At 68.3% G+C, this 19,536-nt stretch carries 19 protein-coding genes; 5 read left to right on the forward strand and 14 right to left on the reverse strand.

Annotated features, from left to right (window positions below):
- Positions 1 to 110 precede the first annotated feature (110 nt).
- The 3 genes from rraA to I4U41_RS05600 all read right to left on the reverse strand — a co-directional run bounded on the left by rraA (position 111) and on the right by I4U41_RS05600 (position 1,675).
- Positions 111 to 584 carry a ribonuclease E activity regulator RraA gene (gene rraA / locus I4U41_RS05590; RefSeq protein WP_206860102.1) on the reverse strand — a complete coding sequence of 158 codons (474 nt, stop codon included), beginning with the start codon at positions 582 to 584 and terminating at the stop codon, positions 111 to 113.
- Positions 581 to 1,255, reverse strand: a complete 675-nt coding sequence (gene rpe / locus I4U41_RS05595; RefSeq protein WP_206860103.1) for a ribulose-phosphate 3-epimerase — start codon at positions 1,253 to 1,255, stop codon at positions 581 to 583. The genes rraA and rpe overlap by 4 nt, the downstream gene beginning before the upstream one ends.
- Positions 1,256 to 1,339: 84 nt before the next feature.
- On the reverse strand, positions 1,340 to 1,675 hold the full coding sequence (locus tag I4U41_RS05600) for a J domain-containing protein (protein WP_206860104.1): 336 nt from the start codon (positions 1,673 to 1,675) through the stop codon (positions 1,340 to 1,342).
- A 160-nt stretch (positions 1,676 to 1,835) separates the two neighbouring features.
- Between I4U41_RS05600 and I4U41_RS05605 the strand changes: the two genes are divergently transcribed.
- Both I4U41_RS05605 and I4U41_RS05610 read left to right on the forward strand, forming a co-directional pair.
- Positions 1,836 to 2,756 (forward strand): phosphoribosylaminoimidazolesuccinocarboxamide synthase, encoded by a 921-nt coding sequence (locus I4U41_RS05605; protein ID WP_206860105.1) that lies wholly within the window; start codon positions 1,836 to 1,838, stop codon positions 2,754 to 2,756.
- A gap of 239 nt (positions 2,757 to 2,995) precedes the next feature.
- Positions 2,996 to 3,502, forward strand: a complete 507-nt coding sequence (locus I4U41_RS05610) for an Mpo1 family 2-hydroxy fatty acid dioxygenase (RefSeq protein ID WP_206860106.1) — start codon at positions 2,996 to 2,998, stop codon at positions 3,500 to 3,502.
- A gap of 18 nt (positions 3,503 to 3,520) precedes the next feature.
- Here the strand turns inward: I4U41_RS05610 and I4U41_RS05615 are convergent, their stop codons facing one another.
- Positions 3,521 to 4,288 (reverse strand): oxygen-binding di-iron domain-containing protein, encoded by a 768-nt coding sequence (locus tag I4U41_RS05615; RefSeq protein WP_206860107.1) that lies wholly within the window; start codon positions 4,286 to 4,288, stop codon positions 3,521 to 3,523.
- A 157-nt stretch (positions 4,289 to 4,445) separates the two neighbouring features.
- On the opposite strand from I4U41_RS05615, the gene I4U41_RS05620 reads away from it, so the two are divergent.
- Complete coding sequence (locus I4U41_RS05620; RefSeq protein WP_206860108.1) at positions 4,446 to 5,333, forward strand: DMT family transporter; 888 nt, start codon at positions 4,446 to 4,448, stop codon at positions 5,331 to 5,333.
- A gap of 1 nt (position 5,334) precedes the next feature.
- On the opposite strand, the gene I4U41_RS05625 is transcribed toward I4U41_RS05620, so the two are convergent.
- From I4U41_RS05625 to hppD, 7 genes are all read right to left on the reverse strand, one after another.
- Complete coding sequence (locus I4U41_RS05625; RefSeq protein WP_206860109.1) at positions 5,335 to 6,207, reverse strand: NAD-dependent epimerase/dehydratase family protein; 873 nt, start codon at positions 6,205 to 6,207, stop codon at positions 5,335 to 5,337.
- Between the two features lie 4 nt (positions 6,208 to 6,211).
- Positions 6,212 to 7,453: a Na+/H+ antiporter NhaA gene (gene nhaA, locus I4U41_RS05630; protein WP_206860110.1), complete on the reverse strand. Its 1,242-nt coding sequence runs from the start codon at positions 7,451 to 7,453 to the stop codon at positions 6,212 to 6,214.
- 58 nt (positions 7,454 to 7,511) lie between these two features.
- Complete coding sequence (locus I4U41_RS05635) at positions 7,512 to 8,465, reverse strand: calcium/sodium antiporter (protein WP_206860111.1); 954 nt, start codon at positions 8,463 to 8,465, stop codon at positions 7,512 to 7,514.
- A 79-nt stretch (positions 8,466 to 8,544) separates the two neighbouring features.
- The gene (locus tag I4U41_RS05640) at positions 8,545 to 9,189 is read right to left on the reverse strand and encodes a hypothetical protein (RefSeq protein WP_206860112.1); all 645 of its coding nucleotides are present in this window, start codon (positions 9,187 to 9,189) and stop codon (positions 8,545 to 8,547) included.
- A gap of 74 nt (positions 9,190 to 9,263) precedes the next feature.
- On the reverse strand, positions 9,264 to 10,571 hold the full coding sequence (gene hmgA, locus I4U41_RS05645; RefSeq protein WP_206860113.1) for a homogentisate 1,2-dioxygenase: 1,308 nt from the start codon (positions 10,569 to 10,571) through the stop codon (positions 9,264 to 9,266).
- Positions 10,568 to 10,981: an endonuclease domain-containing protein gene (locus I4U41_RS05650; protein WP_206860114.1), complete on the reverse strand. Its 414-nt coding sequence runs from the start codon at positions 10,979 to 10,981 to the stop codon at positions 10,568 to 10,570. The genes hmgA and I4U41_RS05650 overlap by 4 nt, the downstream gene beginning before the upstream one ends.
- A 102-nt stretch (positions 10,982 to 11,083) precedes the next feature.
- A complete protein-coding gene (gene hppD, locus I4U41_RS05655) occupies positions 11,084 to 12,178 on the reverse strand; it encodes a 4-hydroxyphenylpyruvate dioxygenase (RefSeq protein WP_242524994.1) in 1,095 nt (364 codons plus the stop codon).
- A 109-nt stretch (positions 12,179 to 12,287) separates the two neighbouring features.
- Between hppD and I4U41_RS05660 the strand changes: the two genes are divergently transcribed.
- A complete protein-coding gene (locus I4U41_RS05660) occupies positions 12,288 to 12,794 on the forward strand; it encodes a MarR family winged helix-turn-helix transcriptional regulator (protein WP_206860115.1) in 507 nt (168 codons plus the stop codon).
- Between the two features lie 250 nt (positions 12,795 to 13,044).
- Here I4U41_RS05660 and I4U41_RS05665 read toward each other — a convergent pair whose 3' ends face one another.
- The 3 genes from I4U41_RS05665 to I4U41_RS05675 form a co-directional block, all read right to left on the reverse strand.
- Positions 13,045 to 14,553, reverse strand: coding sequence for a peptide MFS transporter (locus I4U41_RS05665; protein WP_206860116.1), 1,509 nt, complete (start codon positions 14,551 to 14,553; stop codon positions 13,045 to 13,047).
- A 165-nt stretch (positions 14,554 to 14,718) separates the two neighbouring features.
- A complete protein-coding gene (locus I4U41_RS05670; RefSeq protein WP_206860117.1) occupies positions 14,719 to 15,141 on the reverse strand; it encodes an NUDIX domain-containing protein in 423 nt (140 codons plus the stop codon).
- Entirely contained in the window at positions 15,138 to 16,025 is an 888-nt protein-coding gene (locus I4U41_RS05675) for a tryptophan 2,3-dioxygenase (RefSeq protein WP_206860118.1), read from the reverse strand. Before I4U41_RS05675 ends, I4U41_RS05670 begins: the two co-directional genes overlap by 4 nt.
- Before the next feature lie 215 nt (positions 16,026 to 16,240).
- On the opposite strand from I4U41_RS05675, the gene I4U41_RS05680 reads away from it, so the two are divergent.
- Positions 16,241 to 19,498: a lamin tail domain-containing protein gene (locus I4U41_RS05680; RefSeq protein WP_206860119.1), complete on the forward strand. Its 3,258-nt coding sequence runs from the start codon at positions 16,241 to 16,243 to the stop codon at positions 19,496 to 19,498.
- Positions 19,499 to 19,536 lie beyond the last annotated feature (38 nt).

Consider the following 19,536-nt stretch of genomic DNA (forward strand, 5'->3'; position numbering starts at 1 on the left):
CATTCTCAAGGACGACGGGCGGAGGGGGGATTGCCTCCAAGTATTCCGGAGCAGGCCAGCGATGGCCTGCTCCTTTGTTTTGCCGATCCGACCGTGGCGGCCAGCGCGAGTCAGCGCAGGTCGGTATCGGCGAGAACCACGCCGTCCTCGTCCGCGCACAGCCAGTCGCCCGGACGGATGCGCACGCCACCGAATTCCACCTCCACGTCGCGCTCGCCCGCGCCGAGCTTGTCGGTCTTGCGCGGACAGGTGCCCAGCGCCTTCACGCCGATCGGGATCGTGGCGATCGCATCGCTGTCGCGGATCGCGCCGAACACGACGATGCCCGCCCAGCCGTTTTCGGCGGCCTTGCCCGCGAGCAGGTCGCCGATCATCGCGCGGCGCATCGATCCCGCGCCGTCGATCACCAGCACGCGGCCCAGCCCCGGCTGGTCCACCGCTTCGCGCACGCGCGAGTTGTCCTCGAACGCGCGCACCGTGCTGACCGGGCCGTTGAACGCGATGCGCCCGCCGAAATCGCGGAACGCAAGCTCGATCACGCGCACCTGCGCGTCGTGGAGATCGCACAGGTCGCAGGTCTTCATCCGCGTGCCTTCGCGACCGCGTCCTTCATGCGGCCGATGACGTCCGCGTAGTCAGGCGCATTGAAGATCGCCGAGCCGGCGACGAAGGTATCCGCACCGGCAGCGGCGATCTCGCCGATGTTGTCGGCCTTCACGCCGCCGTCAATTTCGAGCCGGATCGGTTTGCCGCTCGCGTCGATCATCTCGCGCACGCGACGCAGCTTCGCCAGTGCGGACGGAATGAAGCCCTGCCCGCCGAAGCCGGGGTTCACCGACATCAGCAGCACCATGTCGAGGTCTTCGAGCACCCACTCGAGCACGTCGACCGGCGTGGCGGGATTGAGCACCAGGCCCGCCTGGCAGCCGTGGGACTTGATCAGCTGGATCGTACGATGCACGTGCGCGCTGGCTTCGGGATGGAAGCTGATCAGCGTGGCGCCGGCCTTGGCGAAGTCGGGGACGATGCGGTCCACCGGTTCGACCATCAGGTGCACGTCGATCGGCGCGGTGACGCCATGCTTGCGCAGCGCCTCGCAGACCATCGGGCCGATGGTGAGGTTGGGGACGTAGTGGTTGTCCATCACGTCGAAATGCACCCAGTCGGCGCCGGCCTTGAGCACGTTGTCGACCTCCTCGCCGAGCCGGGCGAAGTTGGCCGAAAGGATGGAAGGGGCGATGACGGTGGATTGCATGGGAATTCCTGTTGCTGGAAACGGATGGACCGGAAGAGTCCGGGACGAGCGCCTCGCTCCTTACCCGTTCCTCTTCGCTGGTTCCTAGGCCTTGCGCCTGAGCGTCTTGATCCGGTCGTAGGCCTGGTTGATCTCCCGGGCCCGCGCCTCGGCCTGCTCGCGCAGTTCGGCGGCGGCGCCGGCGAGGCGGTCCGGGTGGTACTGGGATATCAGGCGGCGGTAGGCCTGGTCGACTTCGGCGTCGGTCGCGTCGGAGGTCAGGCCCAGCGCGGCATACGGGTTGTCCCGGCGCAGCTTGAACCAGTCGGTGTCGAAGGCGTGGCCGATCAGGAGCCCGACCAGGGCCCCGAACAGCGGGTTGGTGCGGAACAGCGCGGCTCCCGCCAAGAAGCCCAGCAGCTTGCCGTACCAGCGTTTCATCGTCCTCCCCGCGGGTCCGCGGTCGCCCGTTTAGGTCCGGCGACAGTGTACCTGCACGCCGTCGCCGGCCGGCGTACACTGGCCGGCCCTGTCGCGCACGCGCGCGAGGCAAGGCGAGCGTCGGGCGGGGACTCCATCGCACCCATTGGGGACTCCTGCGTTGTCCACGACCCTGCTCCAGTCCGATCTCCCCGGCCTCCACCTGCGCCATCGCGGCAAGGTCCGCGACGTCTTCGACCTGCCCGCCGACCGCCTGCCCGCCAACGCCGGCGAATGCCTGCTGATGGTCGCCACCGACCGGCTCTCGGCCTTCGACGTGGTGCTGCCCGATCCGATCCCCGGCAAGGGCGAGATGCTCTGCCAGATCAGCAATTTCTGGTTCGGCAAGACCGAGCACATCATCCGCAACCACCTCACCGGCATCGACGTCGCCTCGGTGCTGCCCGAGGGCGTGGACGCATCGCTGTACGGCAAGCGCGCGGTGGTGACGAAGAAGCTCAAGCCGGTGCCGGTGGAATGCATCGCGCGCGGTTACCTCATCGGCAGCGGCTGGAAGGATTACCAGCGAACCGGACGCGTCAGCGGCATCGCCCTGCCCGATGGCCTGCGCCAGGCCGAGCAGCTCGCCGAACCGATCTTCACGCCCTCGACCAAGGCCGCGGTGGGCGACCACGACGAGAACATCGACTTCGACACGGCCGTGCGCACGGTCGGCGCGGACCTGGCCGAACAGGTGCGCGACGCGACGCTGCGGCTGTACAAGTTCGCGCGCGACTACGCGGCGCAGCGCGGCATCATCCTGGCCGACACCAAGTTCGAGTTCGGCCTGGACGCCGACGGCCGCCTGCACGTGATGGACGAGATGCTCACGCCCGATTCCTCGCGCTACTGGCCGGCCGACGAGTACCAGGTCGGCACCAGCCCGCCGAGCTACGACAAGCAGTTCGTCCGCGACTACCTGGAAACGCTGGCCTGGGACAAGACGCCGCCCGGCCCGAACCTGCCGGCCGAGGTGATCGACCGCACCCGCGCGAAGTACGCCGAGGCGCTGATGAAGCTGGCGGGGATTTCGGTCGACTGAAGGCGGCGCGGCCCGGGTAAGCGCAGCGCACCGCGCCCCCGGGTAATACAGGCGTCATGGTCGATGACCACGCCGCAGCGCGTTGCATCGATGAAGCCGCGATTCTTCTGGCGATCGGGACCCGGGTGCGCTGCGCTTGCCGGGCTACAAAGGCCGGGTCTGCGCCTCCCCTTCGATCCCGCTATCCTCCCTACACCCGCGCATCGAGCGCGGGCCGTCATGCGCCTTGGAGGGTCGCCATGAACACCGCCGCCGAATCTTCGCAGCACGCCACGCAGCGCCCGATCGACCGCTGGTTCGCGCACTACTCCGCCGATCATCGCAACCAGACCAACCAGCGCATCCACGTGATCTGCGTGCCGGCGATCCTGTGGAGCGTGATCGCGCTGCTGTGGTGCATCCCGACGCCGGCCTCGTGGATGAACTCCGGCTTCTGGGCCGGCGTGGCGATGCTCGCCACGGTGCTGTTCTACTACCGCGCCTCGCGCATGCTCGGCCTGGGCATGCTGGCGGTCTACGTGCTGATGGGCCTGCTGACCAAGTGGATTTACGACAGCCACGGCGCCAGCACGCTGCTGTGGCTGGCGATCGGCGTGTTCGTGGTCGCGTGGATCGGCCAGTTCATCGGCCACAGCGCGCGCTTCGAGAACAAGCGCCCGAGCTTCCTCACCGATCTCACCTACCTGCTGATCGGCCCGGCCTGGGTGCTGTCGAAGCTCTATCGCAAGATCGGCCTGCGCTACTGAGCGATCACGGCCTGCACCTCACAGCCTGTAGTGCTCGGGGCCGATCAGGTCCACGCCGCACTCCAGCCGTTCGATCCAGTCGAGGAAACGCTCCATCGCCTCGCCGCGCATGGGCAGGCCGTGCTGCGGCACGATCATCGACGGCGCGAGTTCGCGCACCATCCGCGCCCACAACCGCGTGGCGCGGTTGGAGGCCATGTAGCGTCGATGGAATCCTTCCATGCGCGGCACGTGCGCGTCGAAATCCTGCACGAACGCGTACGGCGTTCGGCTGGGCACCATCGACGCGCCGACGTCGCCGGAGAACAGGATCCCGCTCACCGGATCGTGGAAGCTGAAATTCCCCACCGAATGCATGAAGTGCGCCGGCAGCGCGCGCACGACGCTGTCGCCCATCGGCACGTGCCCGCCCTCGTCGGGCAGCAGCAGGTAGCGATCGCTCCCGGCATTGCGCAGATAGCCCGGCACGACGTGCGGCACGAAGCGGCCCCATAGCTTCGAACACACCACCGTGGTGTTGGTGTACAGCAGCCACTTGTCGACCGAACCGATGATGTCCGGGTCCTGGTGGGAGCACAGCAGCCAGGTGACGTCGGTCGGCGCGACGAACTCGCCCATCGCCAGGATCAGCGGGTTGTAGAGCAGCGCGCCGCCGGGATCGAGCAGCGCGCTCCTGTCGCCATGCTGGATCAGGAACTGGTTCGCCTGCACGCCGTCGTCGCCGCGCACCAGGTCGCTGAAGGCGATGCAGTGATGGCCGGGCTGCTCGAACAGGATCGTCGCCATGGTTTTTCCCTTTGCACGAGCGGGCGACTTTAGGAACGCGGGCGGCACGCGCGCTTGAGCCGGATCAAACGATGCGTGCGCCGTCTGGCCGCGCTCACGGCGAAACGACGACAATGGCCGGGCCGGACGCCTCCTCCACCCGCGTCCGTGGAGTGCCATGTCTCCCCGCGATCTCCTGCTGGTCCTGCTCGTCGTCGTGGCGTGGGCCGTGAACTTCCTGACTTCCGCGCTGGCGATGCGCGAGATCCCGCCGTTCCTGTTCACCGCGCTGCGTTTCGCGCTGCTCGCGCTGCCGCTGGCGTGGCTGGTGAAGCGGCCCGCGCCCGGACAGTGGCCGCGGCTGCTCGCGGTGTGCCTGTGCATCGGCGTGCTGCACTTCGGTCTGAGCTTCACCGCGCTGAAGCTCGCTGGCGATCTCTCCTCACCCGCCATCGTCATGCAGAGTTATGTGCCGATGACGACGCTGCTCGCATGGTGGTGGCTGGGCGAGCGGTTCGCGTGGCGCACGGGCCTGGCGATCGCGATCAGCTTCGCCGGCGTGCTGGTGCTCGGGCTGGACCCGACGGTGATGGACCATCCGATGTCGCTGGTGCTGATGCTGATTTCGGCGGCGTTCCTCGCCGTCGGCACGGTGCTGATGAAGGGCCTGCGCGGCATGGACGCCTACAGCCAGCAGGGCTGGACGGCGCTGATCGCGGTGCTGCCGCTGCTGGCGATCAGCGCGGTGCTGGAGCCCGGTGCGATCGCGACGCTGCCGCGCTGGAGCTGGGTCGCCTGGGCCGGTGCGCTCTATGCGGCGTTCGTGTCCTCGCTGCTCGGCCACGGCCTGTACTACGTGCTGGTGCAACGCCACCCGGTGGCGCGCGTCATGCCGTGGCTGCTGCTGGTGCCGGTGCTCGCGATGGGACTGGGCATCGCGTTCTGGGGCGATCGTCCGGGACCGCGATTGCTGATCGGCGGCGCCATGGTGCTCGGCGGCGTGCTGCTGATCGCGATGCGCGCATTGAGCCGCCAGCGCCCTGCGCCGGCCGCCGAGGAAATCTGACTCAGCCTTCCCCGCTTCGCGGCTGGAACATCTTCGCGTTCGGACGGAACGGGCGCGGCGCGTAGCCGAAATCGCGTTGCGCGGGCCCGATGTCGAAGGTGAGATCGCTGCGCATGCGACGCACTGCCGCTTCGCCCAGGCCGGTCGCGCGACCGGTCAGCTGCGCGACGAACAACGCCGCGTTGAACATCGGCGACGGCAGTTCGATCAGGGTCGGCGGCGGCGTCAGCGAGGCGAGCACGCGCGCGACCATATCGCGATAGGTCAGCGTTTCGCCGCCGGGCAGCGCGTAGGTCTGTCCCTGCGTGGCCGGCGTGTTGGCGCAGGCGAACGCCGCCGCCGCGAGATCGTCCGCATGCACCGGCTGGCGAAGGCCGTTCGCGCCGCGCGGCAGCGGGAAACGGCCCCAGCGGCGCGCGAGCTGCGCGATGCGCGTGAGCGTGGCGTCCCGCCCCGCGCCGTAGATGAGCGTCGGACGCAGCAGGGTCGCGGTCGCGCTGCGCTTGGCGGCGGTGGCGAACACGAGCTCCTCGCCTTCGCGCAGGCGACGCGCGACGTCGCGTTCGGCCGCGTCCGCCGAACCGCGCTTCACCTCCACGCTGGTCGAACCGAACGCGATCACGCGCGCACATTCGATCGGCGCCTGCGCGTACCACGCGGCGAATCCGTCGAGCGGCCCGCAGCTGAAGATCGCATCCACGCGCGCAGGCAGCCCCTGCGCGGCGGGAAGTTCGCCGCGAAGCCAATGCAGGCCGGGCTCGTCGGTGTGTTCCGACCGCGACAGCGCGGTCACCCGCCAGCCGTCGCCCTGCAGCATGCCGAGCAGGGGGAATCCGATCTGCCCGGTCGCGCCGAACACCAGTGCGTGGCGCATGCCGTCAATCCGCCTTCGCGGTGGCCGGCAGGGTCGCGCGCAGCCACAGCCAGCCGAGCACCGCCGACAGCAGCGAGGCGAGCAGCACGCCCAGCACCGCTTCGCCGTAGGCGTCCGAGTCGTGATAGGCGAGCGAGGCGATGAACAGGCTCATCGTGAAGCCGATGCCGCACATCAAGCCCAAGCCGATCATCGCGCGCAGGTCCATGCCGGCCGGGAAGCGCGCCCAGCCCAGCGCGCGCATCAGGACCGCCGCGCTCACGATGCCGATCGGCTTGCCGACGACCAGGCCCAGCACGACGCCCATCGGCAGCGGCGCGAGCAGTTCGTCCAGATGCATGCCGGCAAGCACGCGTCCGGCATTGGCGAACGCGAACAGCGGCAGGATCGCGTAGGCGACCCACGGATGCAGCGAGTGCTCGAGCGATTCCAGCGGCGAATGCACGTGCTCCGCCCCGTCCCGCGCGTCGGCGACATTGCGCCGGTGGGGAATCATCAGGCCGGTCAGCACGCCGGCGAACGTCGCGTGCACGCCCGACTTCAGCACGCACACCCACAGCACCACGCCCAGCAGCAGGTACGGCGCCAGCCGCATCACGCCACGGCGGTTGAGCAGCCACATGCCGGCGACGGCGGCCGCCGCCCACACCAGCGCGGTGACCGAAAGCCCGTGCGAATAGAAGAACGCGATGATCAGGATCGCGATGAGGTCGTCGACCACCGCGATGGTCGACAGCAGCAGCTTCATGCCGCTGGGCACGCGCGACCCCAGCAGCGCGAGCACGCCCAGCGCGAAGGCGATGTCGGTCGCCGTCGGCACCGCCCAGCCGCGCATCGCCTGCGCATCGTGGTGGTTCAACGCGATGAACAGCACCGCTGGCACCGCCACGCCGGCGGCGGCGCACACCAGCGGCAGCACCAGCTGCGAGCGGCTGGCGAGCTGGCCGCTCAGTGCCTCGCGCTTGATCTCCAGCGCGACCAGCAGGAAGAACACCGCCATCAGGCCGTCGTTGATCCACAGCAGCAGCGGCTTGGCGATCTCGAACGCACCGATGCGCACCTGCACCGGCAGCTCGCGGAATCCCTCGTAGACCGAGACCAGCGGCGAGTTCGCCGCGACCATCGCCAGCAGCGCGGCGGCGATCAGCACGATGCCGCCGGCCGCTTCGAGCCGGAAGAACTCGGCCAGCAGCCGCAGCGCGCGCGGGGAAGAACGGTCGGTGGTGTGCATCGGGGATTGCGTCATGCCACGAGTATATCGGGCGCGGCGAGACGCATCCGGCGAGGCCGCGGCCGGGCGGGAGTCAATGCATCGTCAGCAGTTCGAACGCGACCCACGCCAGGAACGCGATCAGCAGCCCGGCGCCCTCGCCCTTGCTGATGTGCAGGTCGCCGCGCAGCATCGGATAGAGCATCAGCGCGAACACGCACGCCGCCGGCAGTTCGAACGTCACGAACGACGCCGGGAACGCGAGCGAACCGCCGACCGCCGCGATGCCGCCGACCACCACGAGCAGGTTGAACAGGCTCGATCCGATCACGTGCCCCACCACCATGTCGCCGTGGCCCTTGCGCGCGGCGGAGACGGCCGCGGCCATTTCCGGCAGCGCGGTGCCGATGGCGACCGGCAGCAGGCCGGTCAGCAGCGGCGCCATGCCGATCCCTTCGCCGATCGTCGGCGCGCTGCGCACGATCATGCGCGAACCGAAATACAGCAGCACCGCGGCGATGCCGAAGCGGATCAGGTTGAGCCACAGGTCGGTGCTGGTGCGCGCGAAGGCGGAGATCGCGTCCTGCAGTTCGGGCGATTCGCGCCGCGTCCGCAGCCCGGCGTACACCACCACGACGAGGAATGCGACGAGCAGGATTGCGCCTTCCACGCGCGTGAGTTCGCCATCGGAGCCGAGCATCATCGTCAGCAGCGTGCCCAGCAGCAGCGCCAGCAGCAGCGGCGCCAACGCGCGCCAGCGCACCGTCAGCGGCGCGATCAGCGCCGCCGCGCCGAGGGTCAGGCCGATGTTGGCGACGTTGCTGCCGACCGCGTTGCCCAGCGCCAGCATCGGCTGGTCGCGCACGACCGCCTGCAGGTTGACCGCCAGTTCCGGCAGCGAGGTGCCGAAGGCCACCAGCACCAGCCCGGCGACGAAGGGCGATGCGCCCAGCCGCTGCGCCAGCCCGGAGGCGCCTTTCACGATCGAGTCGCCGCCCAGCGCGAGCAGCACCAATCCCAGTACGAACCACCCGATGGCCTCGAGCATCGTGTCCCCTCCACGCCTCAATCCCTGGATTCTATGCCCGTGGCACCGCGCGGCGTACAGGACGAGCGCATGGCCTGCCTCAGGAACAACCTTCCACGTAGTCCACCTGCGGCGGCTCGCCGATGCGCCACTCGGTCACGCGGCCGTCCGCATCGGTCTCGAACAGCACCACGCCCGGCCCGCCACCGGGGTTCGGGATGCGCAGGTAATGGCCGCCTTCGACGTATTTGTGGTTCTGCACCTGGACGTGACCGGCGTAGAGGCGCTGGATGTCCTGCGTCGTCATGCCGATGCGGCCACCGCCCGGGGCCTCGATGTCGTCGGCATCGACGTCCATGCGCACGAAGCGCTGGTCCTCGAACATGAAACCGATGCGGTAGCCGCGCTGCGTGCGCGGCTGCGGCATGAGGTAGTAGCAGCCGGCCGGCGTGTCGGGCGTCGGACCCGCGAGGTCCTTGCCCCACGCCATGCGCACCTCTTCCTCGGTCGCGCCGAACGGCGCCGGGCCGAAGCCGGCGTAGCCGATCGCACCCGGCGCGGGCATCGCGCCGGCCGGTGCGGGCGGAGGAGTCGGCGCCGGAGGGGCGGGCGCGGGCTGCGCGGGTACGGCGGGGGCCGTGGATGCGGACGACGGCGGCGATGCGGGCCCCGGCGGGCGCGACGGTTCGCGTTCGCCGCAGGCCGACAACGCCAGCAGCAGCACCGTCGCAAACGCCATCCTCATCGACCCGCTCCCTCGACCACGGCTGGCCCGCAGCCTACTCCGGAGCGCCGTCAACGTCGCGCAAACGCACGGCCTCACGCCTTCGCGTCGAAGTGCTTCTTCAGGCCTGCCCAGCACGCCTGGTAATCGCGCTGGCGATGCGCGGCGTCCAGCGCCTGCTTCGTCGGGCGGATCACGGCGCGCGTTTCGAACATGAAGGCCATCGTGTCGCGGATGACGTCCGGCTTCGACAGGTCGGCCGCGCTCGCCTTCTCGAAGGTCGCCGCATCCGGGCCGTGGCCGGTCATCGAGTTGTGCAGCGATGCACCGCCCGGGACGAACCCTTCGGCCTTCGCGTCGTACGCGCCGTGCACCAGGCCCATGAACTCGCTGGCGATGTTGCGGTGGAACCACGGCGGACGGAACGTGTCCTGCGCCACGAGCCAGCGCGGCGGGAAGATCACGAAATCCATGTTGCTCGTGCCGGCGGTGTCGCTGGGCGAATGCAGCACGAGGAAGATCGACGGATCGGGATGGTCGTAGCTGATGGATCCGATCGTGTTGAAGTGGCGCAGGTCGTATTTGTACGGCGCGTAGTTGCCGTGCCATGCGACCACGTCGATCGGCGAATGGTTGATCGTCGCGCGCCACAGGTGGCCCTGGAACTTGGCGATCAATTCGAACTCGCCTTCGACGTCCTCGTACGCGGCATTGGGCGCGAGGAAATCGCGCGGATTCGCCAGGCCGTTGCTGCCGATCGGCCCGAGGTCGGGCAAGCGCAGCATCGCGCCGAAGTTCTCGCACACATAGCCGCGCGCTTCGCCATCGGGCAGCGTCACCGCGAAGCGGATGCCGCGCGGAATCACCGCGATTTCCTGCGGTTCGACGTCGAGCACGCCCAGCTCGGTTTCGATATGCAGCCGGCCCTGCTGCGGCACGATCAGCAGTTCGCCGTCCGCGTCGTAGAACCAGCGGCCGTGCATGTCGCGATTGGCGGCATACACGTGGATGCCGACGCCGTGCTGCGACACGGGCGAACCGTTGCCGGCCATGGTGAAGAGGCCGTCGACGAAATCGATGCCGTTGGCGGGCATCGGCAACGGGCTCCAGCGCAGCTGGTCGGGCGAGACCGGGCCGTCGCCGAACTCGTTGTGGAAGGTCGCCTTCGCCTGCGCGTAAGGCGCGAAGCTTCCGTGCATCGCCGCCGGGCGGATGCGGTAGAGCCAGCTGCGCCGGTTCGCATGGCGCGGCGCGGTGAATGCGGTGCCGGAGATCTGCTCGGCATACAAGCCGTGCGCGACACGCTGCGGCGAGTTGCGCCCGACCGGCAGCGAGCCGGCCACGGCCTCCGTCGCGAACTCGTTGCCGAAACCGGATTGGTAGCCGTTGGGGGTGATGGTCATGACGGGTCCGCCTTTGCTTGTAGCCCCTCTCCCTCCGGGAGAGGGGTTGGGGTGAGGGTCGGGGTGTCCAGATGGTTCCAGATCGCCTCGATCACCGCGTCCAGTTGCTGGAGAACTTCATTGCTTGCGAAGCGGAGGATCGCAATTCCGCGCGAATGGAGGAAGGCGTCCCGCGCCGCATCCGATACGGCCGTGTGCTGCGAGCCATCCACCTCTACCGCCAACCGCGCACGCTCGCAGTAGAAGTCCACGATGTACGGGGGCACTGGATGTTGGCGACGAAACTTGAAGCCACCGAGCTGGCTTGCACGCAACCGTTGCCACAGCACGCGCTCCGAGTCCGTCATGCCGCCACGCAACCGTTTCGCATGCGCGTGGGTTCGTGTCGGCAATGGCGGCTTGGACGACATGGGCTTCCCTACCCTCACCCCAACCCCTCTCCCGGTGGGAGAGGGGCTAAAAGCCCGTGGGCTACGAAGACATCGTCTCCGCCTAAACGGTCTTCGCGCTACTTACAACACTCCGCGCCGCATCTGATCCCGCTCGATGCTCTCGAACAGCGCCTGGAAGTTGCCTTCGCCGAAGCCTTCGTTGCCCTTGCGCTGGATGATCTCGAAGAAGATCGGGCCGATCGCGTTCTGGGTGAAGATCTGCAGCAGCTTGCGCTGGTGCGTTTCCGGGTCGGCGTCGATCAGGATCTTGTTCTTCTGCAGGCGCGCGACGTCCTCGTTGTGGCCCGGCACGCGCTGGTCGATCACCTCGAAGTACGTGTCCGGCGTGTCGAGGAATTCGACCCCCTGCTCGCGCATCGCCTCGACCGTGTCGTAGATGTTGTCGGTGAAGCAGGCGATGTGCTGGATGCCCTCGCCCTTGTACGCGTCCAGATATTCGTTGATCTGCGACTTGGGGTCGTTCGACTCGTTCAGCGGGATGCGCACGATGCCGTCCGGCGCGGTCATCGCCTTGGACACCAGGCCGGTCTTGACGCCCTTGATGTCGAAATAGCGGATCTCGCGGAAATTGAACAGGCGCTCGTAGTAGTCCGACCACTTCTGCATGTTGCCGAAGTAGAGGTTGTGCGTGAGGTGGTCGATGAAGGTCAGGCCGAATCCCTTCGGATTGGCGTCCGCGCCCTGCACCGGCAGGTAGTCGCCGTCGTAGATCGAACCGGCGGCGCCGTAGCGGTCGACCAGGTACAGCATGCAGTCGCCAATGCCCTTCACCACCGGTGCGGCGACGGCGCGCGTTTCGGCCTTGTCGACGATGGCTTCGCCGCCGTTGTTGACGACGGTGTCGAACACCTTCGACGAGGGCTCCTTGAAGCGGATCGCGAAGCCACATGCGCTCGGGCCGTGCTTGGCGGCGAAGTCGGCGGCGAAGCTGTCCGGTTCCTCGTTGACCAGGAAGTTCACGTCGCCCTGGCGGTAGACGGTGATCGCACGCGTCTTGTGGCGCAGCACGGCGGTGAAGCCGAGCTTGCGGAAATAATCGTGCAGGGCCTCGCCCTGGCCGGCGGGGGCGGCGAATTCGACGAACTCGAAACCGTCGATGCCGAGCGGGTTCTCGAACGTGGTGACCTGCATGCCGAGGTTGGGCTGTGCATTCATGGCATTGTTCTCAGATGGCGACCCGGCTGTGGGGACGGACTTCCGGCCGGGTCATTCGGAAACGAACGTTATAGTTTCACCTGAAACCATAATCAAGGCACATCGCATCATGAATGCGCGCGACCCCGGATTCCCAAGGCTCGGACAACCCCTGCCCGGCCACGCCCAGCTCGATCTGGAGCATTTCCTTCCCTATCGGCTGTCGGTGCTGAGCAACCGCGTGAGCGGCACCATCGCGCGCATCTACACCGAGCGATTCCAGCTCAGCATCACCGAATGGCGGGTGATGGCGGTGTTGGGTCGATACCCGGGCCTGTCGGCCAACGAGGTCGCGCAGCGCACCGCGATGGACAAGGTGGCCGTGAGTCGCGCGGTGGCCCGCCTGCTCGATGCAGGGCGGCTGGATCGCGAGATCCATGGCGACGACCGGCGGCGTTCGGTCCTTAAACTGTCCGAGGGCGGGTATCGCATCTACGACGAGGTGGCGCCGCTGGCGCTGGAGTTCGAGCGGCGGTTGCTCGACGGGATCGACGACCAGGAACGGGCGGTGTTGTTCCGGTTGCTGGACAAGCTGGATGAGCTGGAGTTGCGGGCTGAGGCGGAAGGGATGTCGTGAAGGTTCTTGTAGCCCGGGTAAGCGAAGCGCACCCGGGGGCTGTCATGCCCGACCCGGGTGCGCTTCGCTTACCCGGGCTACAAAGGCTCGTAGTGTTTCAACGTGACCATTCAAAAAAACAACGGCGACCTTGAGGTCGCCGTTGTTCGTGAAGCATCGCGATCTGCCAGGCTGCGGGCCTGGATCCCGGCTCTCACCGGGACGGCGATCCGGCAAAGCCGCTCGCGCAAAGCGCGAGCGGGCCGGATCGTCACTTCACCCCATGCATCAATCGCTGCACGAGCGGCGCGATGAGGAACAGCAGCACGCCCGGGATCACCAGCGCCCAGAAGCCGAACGTGTAGCCCGACAGCGCCGACTGCACGTTCATGCCGGTCTCGCCCGACACGTGGCTGGCGAAGATGCCCGACAGGTTGTTGCCGATGCCGGTCGAGAGAAACCAGCCGCCCATGCCGAAGCCGACCAGGCGCACCGGCGCCAGCTTGGTCACCATCGACAGGCCGATCGGCGACAGGCACAGCTCGCCGATGGACTGGATCCAGTACACCGCGAACAGCGTCCAGAACGGGATCTTCAGCGTCTGCGGGTTCACCAGCGACGACAGCGCGAACATCAGCAGCAGGAACGCCAGGCCGTTGAAGATCAGGCCCAGGCTGAACTTGCGCGGGATCGACGGGTTGTTGCGGCCCATCTTCACCCAGATCCACGCGATGATCGGCGCCAGCGTGATGATCGCCACCGAGTTCACCGACTGGAACCAGCCAACCGGGAACGTCCAGGCGCCGAACTCGCGGTTGACGATCTTCTCGGCCAGGAAGCTGAAGGAGCTGCCGGCCTGTTCGAAGAAGCACCAGAACAGCACGTTGAACGCGAAGATGATCAGCATCGCGATGACCATGTCGCGCTGGCGCGGACCTTCGCGGATGCCTTCCACCAGCAGCAGGATCGCCAGTGCGATGAACATCGCGGTGAGTACCCACTGCAGCGAATCGGCGCCCATGCTCAGCAGGAAGTAGATGCCGGGGATCGCGACGATCGCGCACAGCGCAGTGATCGCCAGGCGCGCGCGGCTTTCGCTGCCCGCCGGCGGACGGCCGATGCCCTGCAGCTGGCTGCGGCCGATCCAGAACCACACCAGGCTGATCAGCATGCCGATGCCCGAGGTGATGAACACCACCTTGTAGGCCGGCATCTCGGGCGAACCGAACACGTTCTCGGCGAACCAGCCGGTGATCAGCGGCGAGACCATCGCGCCCAGGTTGATGCCCATGTAGAACAGGGTGAACCCCGAGTCGCGGCGCTCGTCGCCGACGGCGTAGAGCTTGCCGACCATCGTGGAGATGTTCGGCTTGAACAGGCCGTTGCCGGCGATGATCGTCGCCAGGCCGAGCTTGAAGACCTCATGGTTCGGCATCGCGATCATGAACAGGCCCGCGGCCATGATCGTCGCGCCGAGCAGGATCGAACGCTGGTAGCCGATCACCCGGTCGGCCACGTAGCCGCCGAAGATCGCCGCGGCATACACCAGCGCCAGGTACGCGCCGTAGAGCTGGTTGGCGGGCGTCTCGCCCGTGCCGCTGCCGTCGTAGAACTGGGCGACGATGTAGAGCACCAGCGCCCAGCGGATGCCGTAGAACGCGAAGCGCTCCCAGAACTCCGTCATGAAGAGCATCCACAGCGGGCGCGGATGGCCCATGGTCTGCGGGAATGCGGGAAGAGGCGCGGCCGTGCCGTTCGCCGATGATGCGGTTCCGCTCATGCGGTATCCCCCGTGGTGGATCAAGTACTGGCAAAGGAAAACCCACGCCGGGCGGCACGGGACCGGGGAGGATTACCGGCCGGCGCCCGATCCGTCAAACCCGCGTGAATGCCCAAAAGTCGTGCTGCGCCGCAGCATCGCAGCTGAACGGGGACGGCGTCGCGCCTAGCCGCCCGCGGCGGCGGCTTCGATCGCCAAGGCGAGCAAACGCGGGAAATCCGCATGCGCGTCGCGCAGCAGCGCCTGGGCCTCGTCCAGCGCGCACCAGCGCAGCTCGGTGTGCTCGGCGAGGTTCGCCGGCTCGCCGCTCCAGTCGCGGACGAGGTAGAGCCGAAGGCGCCATGGCTCGGGCGCGGCGCCTTCGAGGCGATCGAGATAGAAGAAGTCGCGCGCGACGATGCCGAGCTCCTCCGCCAGCTCGCGCGCGATCGCCTGCTCGCCGCTCTCGCCCGCTTCGACGTGGCCGCCGAACACGTCCCACGCGCCGGCCAGCCAGTCGCAATCGTCGCTGCGGCGGCCGAGCAGCACCCGCCCATCGCGCACCAGCAGCGCGCCGACGCAGTCGTGCACCGGCCGCGACGTCGTCATTTCGCCGGCGGTGGCGTGCCGTACCCGGCCTGCGCGCCGATCATCGTGCGCACGTCGAACAGTTCCGGGAAGAAGGTCAGTTCCAGCGCCTGCTTGAGGAAGCCCACGCCGCTGGAGCCGCCAGTGCCGCGCTTGAAGCCGATGATGCGCATCACCGTGCGCATGTGGCGGAAGCGCCACAGCTGGAACTGGCTTTCCAGGTCGACCAGGTCCTCGCACAGGTGGTACGCGGCCCAGTGCGCGTCGGTGTCCTCGTAGATGCGTTCGAACACCGGCAGCAGCTCCGGATCGGCCACGTGCGACTGCGACCAGTCGCGCTCGACGTGGCGCGCCGGAACCGCATGACCGTGGCGAGCGAGGTAGCGCAGCACTTCGTCGTACAGGCTCGGCGATTCGAGCACCTCGCGCAGCGCGCCTTCCGCCTTCGCGTCGTGCGAGAAGACCTTGAGCATCGACGCGTTCTTGTTGCCGAGCAGGAACTCGATCGTGCGGTACTGCAGCGACTGAAAGCCCGACGAAGGCCCGAGGATCTCGCGGAATTCCATGTATTCCGACGGCGTCAGCGTTTCCAGCACCGACCACATCTCGGTGAGCTGGCGCAGGATGTTCTTGCAGCGCGCGAAGATCTTCTGGCATTCGCCCAGGCGGTCCTCGCGCAGGTTCGCGATGGCGGCCTTGAGCTCGTGGATCATCAGCTTCATCCACAGCTCGGCGACCTGGTGCTGGACGATGAACAGCAGTTCGTCGTGGTGCGGCGGATTGGACAGCCGCTGCTGCGCCGACAGCAGCGTGTCGAGCTGCAGGTAGCCGGAATAGCTCATCCGCCCTTCGAAGTCGGTGTGGATGCTCGATTCCAGTTCGCGCTCGTTCTTCTCGACCGTCATTGCAGGCTCGGGTGACGCCGGATCGTTCCGGCCAGGGGGGCCAAAAGGGTAACGCATCGGCCCTTTGCGCCCGGGGATGGCGGCGTGGTCACCGGCGTGAAATACCCGCGACGGACCATGCGGCAGACTCGGCCGGTCCGCGACAGTGGCGTTGGCGGACCGGGTGCTCACTCTCAGTGCCCGCCCGCCAGGGCGGCGCGACAACGGGGAAGTCTATGGACAGGGTCAGGGGCCGCCGGGCGGTCGCGTTGTTCGCCTTCGCATCGCTGCTCGCCCTCGCCGGCGGCGCGCATGCGCAGGTCGTCATCAGCCAGGTGTACGGCGGCGGCGGTGGCGGCACGGCCGTCTACGCCAACGATTACGTCGAGCTCCACAACCGCGGCACGGCGCCCGTCTCGCTCGCCGGCATGTCGGTGCAGTACGCCAGCGCGACCGGCACCGGCAACTTCAGCGGCGTCGCCGTGCTGCCGTCCGTCACGGTGCAGCCGGGCAAGTACTTCCTCGTCGCGATGAGCGGCGGGTCGGCCGGCGCGCCGCTGCCGGCACCCGATGCCACCGGCCCCGCGGCGATGTCCGCCAGCGCGGGCAAGGTCGTTCTCGTGCGCCAGTCCGCCGCACTCGCCTGCAACGGCGGCAGCGCGCCGTGCTCGGCCGAGCAGCGCGCGCTGATCGCCGACCTCGTCGGATACGGCAGCGCGAACTTCTTCGAAGGCGCCGGTGCGGCGCCGACGCTCAGCGCCGCCACCGCGGCGCTGCGCAACGACAACGGCGCGACCGACACCGACAACAACAACGCCGACTTCACCGCCGGCGCGCCCACGCCGCGCAACAGCGGATCGACCACGCCGGAACCCGAACCCGCGACGCCGCGCACGATCGGACAGATCCAGGGCAGCGCGCTGCGTTCGCCGCATGAAGGCGAGCGCGTGGTGACAGAAGGCATCGTCACGGCGTTGAAGTTCAACAACGGCTTCTTCCTGCAGGCCGCGAACGACGACGGCGATGCGGCCACGTCGAACGGCGTGTTCGTGTTCACCAGTTCCGCGCCGCCCGCCAGCGCCGCCGTCGGCAACCGCGTGCGCGTGACGGGCAAGGTCGAGGAATTCGTCCCGGCCTCCAACGTCAACCAGCTCACCATCACCGAAATCACCGGACCGACGGTCGAGTTGCTGGAAGCCGGCCTCGCCCTGCCCGCGCCGGTCGAACTCACGTCCGCCGATCTGTCGCCGAACGCCACGCCGGGCACGCTCGAACGCCTGGAAGGCATGCGCGTGAGCGTCGGCAACGCGGTCGTCGTGGGCCCGTCCGAAGGCCGCATCGACGAGGACGACGCCACCGCGAGCAGCGACGGCGTGTTCTACGTGACGCTGCCCGACGTGCCCACGCCGTTCCGCGAACCCGGCATCGGCGTGATGGACGCCGCGCTCGCGACGCTGCCCCCGGGCAAGGACCCTCCGCTGTTCGACACCAACCAGGAACGCCTGATGATCCGCAGCCGCGGCCAGGTCGGCGCGTTCCCGCTGTCGGTCGATACCGGCGCGCAGGTCGCGGGCCTGTTCGGCGTGCTCGACTACTTCGGCGGCACCTGGGCGTTGCTGCCCGACACCGGGACGCCGCCCACCGCCACCGGCGGCGGTCTTCCGCAGGCAGTGAACGATGCGGGCCCGGATGAAGTCACCATCGGCGGCTTCAACCTGTTGCGCTTCTTCGACGAGATCGACGACAACAACGGCGCGCCGACGATCAAGCCCGAAGCGCTCGACAAACGCCTGACCAAGACCGCCGGCGCGATCTGCGATTACCTCAAGGCGCCCGACATCCTCGGTGTGGTCGAAGTCGAGAACCTGCGCGTGCTGGGCCTGCTCGCCGATCGCATCAACGCGAACTGCGCGAGCGCGCCGCAATACGTGCCGTATCTGTCGCAGGGCAACGATGTGGGCGGCATCAACGTCGGTTTCCTGGTGTCCACGCGGGCGGTCGACGCCGGCGTGTCGCGCGTCGAGGTGCACGAAGTCGTGCAGTTCGGCAAGGACGCGACGCTCGCCAATCCCGACGGCAGCACCAGCCTGCTCAACGATCGCCCGCCGCTGCTGCTGCGCGCCTCCGTGCATCACGACAATGGCGCTACGTATCCGGTGACCGTGATCGTCAACCACCTGCGCTCGCTCAACGACATCGACTCGGTCGCGCCCGGCAGCAACGGCTGGAGCACCGACGGCGCGCGTGTTCGCGCCAAGCGCGGCGCGCAGGCGGCGTATCTCGCCGGCCTGGTGCAGCAGATGCAGGCGACGAATCCAGACGAGAAGATCGTGCTGGTCGGCGACTTCAACGCGTTCGAGTTCAACGACGGCTACGTCGACGTGCTCGGTGTCATCAAGGGCACCGAAGCGCCGGAGGACCAGGTGCTGACCTACGTCGACAGCCCGGTGACGACGCCGCTGATCGACGGCTCGGAACTCATCGCCGATCCCGCGCAGCGCTGGTCCTACGTGTTCGGTGGCAGCGCGCAGACGCTCGACCATGCACTGGTGAACGAAGCGGTGGTGATGGGCGCGTCCGCCGTCACCGTCGAACACGCGCGCATCAACGCCGGCTTCGCCGTCGATCATTACGCCGATGCCTCGCTGCCGCTGCGCGTGTCCGACCACGATCCGGTGCGCGTCTCGATCCGCGTGCCGGATTTCCGCAGCGCGAACCTGTCGGCCAGCGCGTCGGCGACGCCGTCGACGCTGCGTGCGGGCGAAACCGCGACGTGGAGCGCCAACGTGCGCAACGCCGGCCCGGATGCGGCGGAAGGCACCGCCGTCGCATTCGCCTTCGATGCCGATGTGACGCCGTCCATCACCGCGCCCCCCGGCTGGAGGTGCGCCGCGCCGGTGCACGACGCCGCGACGACGACGGTGGCCTGCACGATCGGCTCGTTCGCATCGACGGCGCAGGCGACATTCACGCTGCTCACGCCGATGCCGTCGCTGCCGAACGGCACCGTCGTTCGCATGGCCGTGGCTGCGCGTTCGCAGACGCGCGATCCGGTCAACGCAGACAACGACGCCACCGCGAGCGTCACCGTGGTGACCGCGGCCGACCTGTCGGTGCGGATCGAAGGCGGCGCGCTGCCCGTGCGCCGTGGCGCCATCGCGACCTTCCTCGTGCCGGTGCGCAACGCCGGTCCGGACGCGGCCGCGCAACCGACGCTGTCGATCGACGGCAACGTCGCGGCGTCGGCCGCCGCGATCGCCGCGCCGTCCGGCTGGAGTTGCGCGCGCACCGCGACCGTCGCCGGCTTCCGCGCGCAGTGCACGCACGGCGGCAGCATCGGCCAGGGCGTGCAGTGGTTCGCCTTCGCGATCGTGGTGCCGAACCGTCCGGCCAACGGCACGCAGCTGGAGTTCAACGCGCACGTCGAATCGGTGACGCCCGATCCCGACGCGTCCGACAATACGGACACGCTGCGCGTGGCGATCCGGCGCTGAGAACCCGGACGATCGGCCGGAAGGGCGCGGCATCCCGC

This window comes from Lysobacter changpingensis (assembly GCF_017308985.1).
Lineage (GTDB): Bacteria > Pseudomonadota > Gammaproteobacteria > Xanthomonadales > Xanthomonadaceae > Lysobacter_J > Lysobacter_J changpingensis.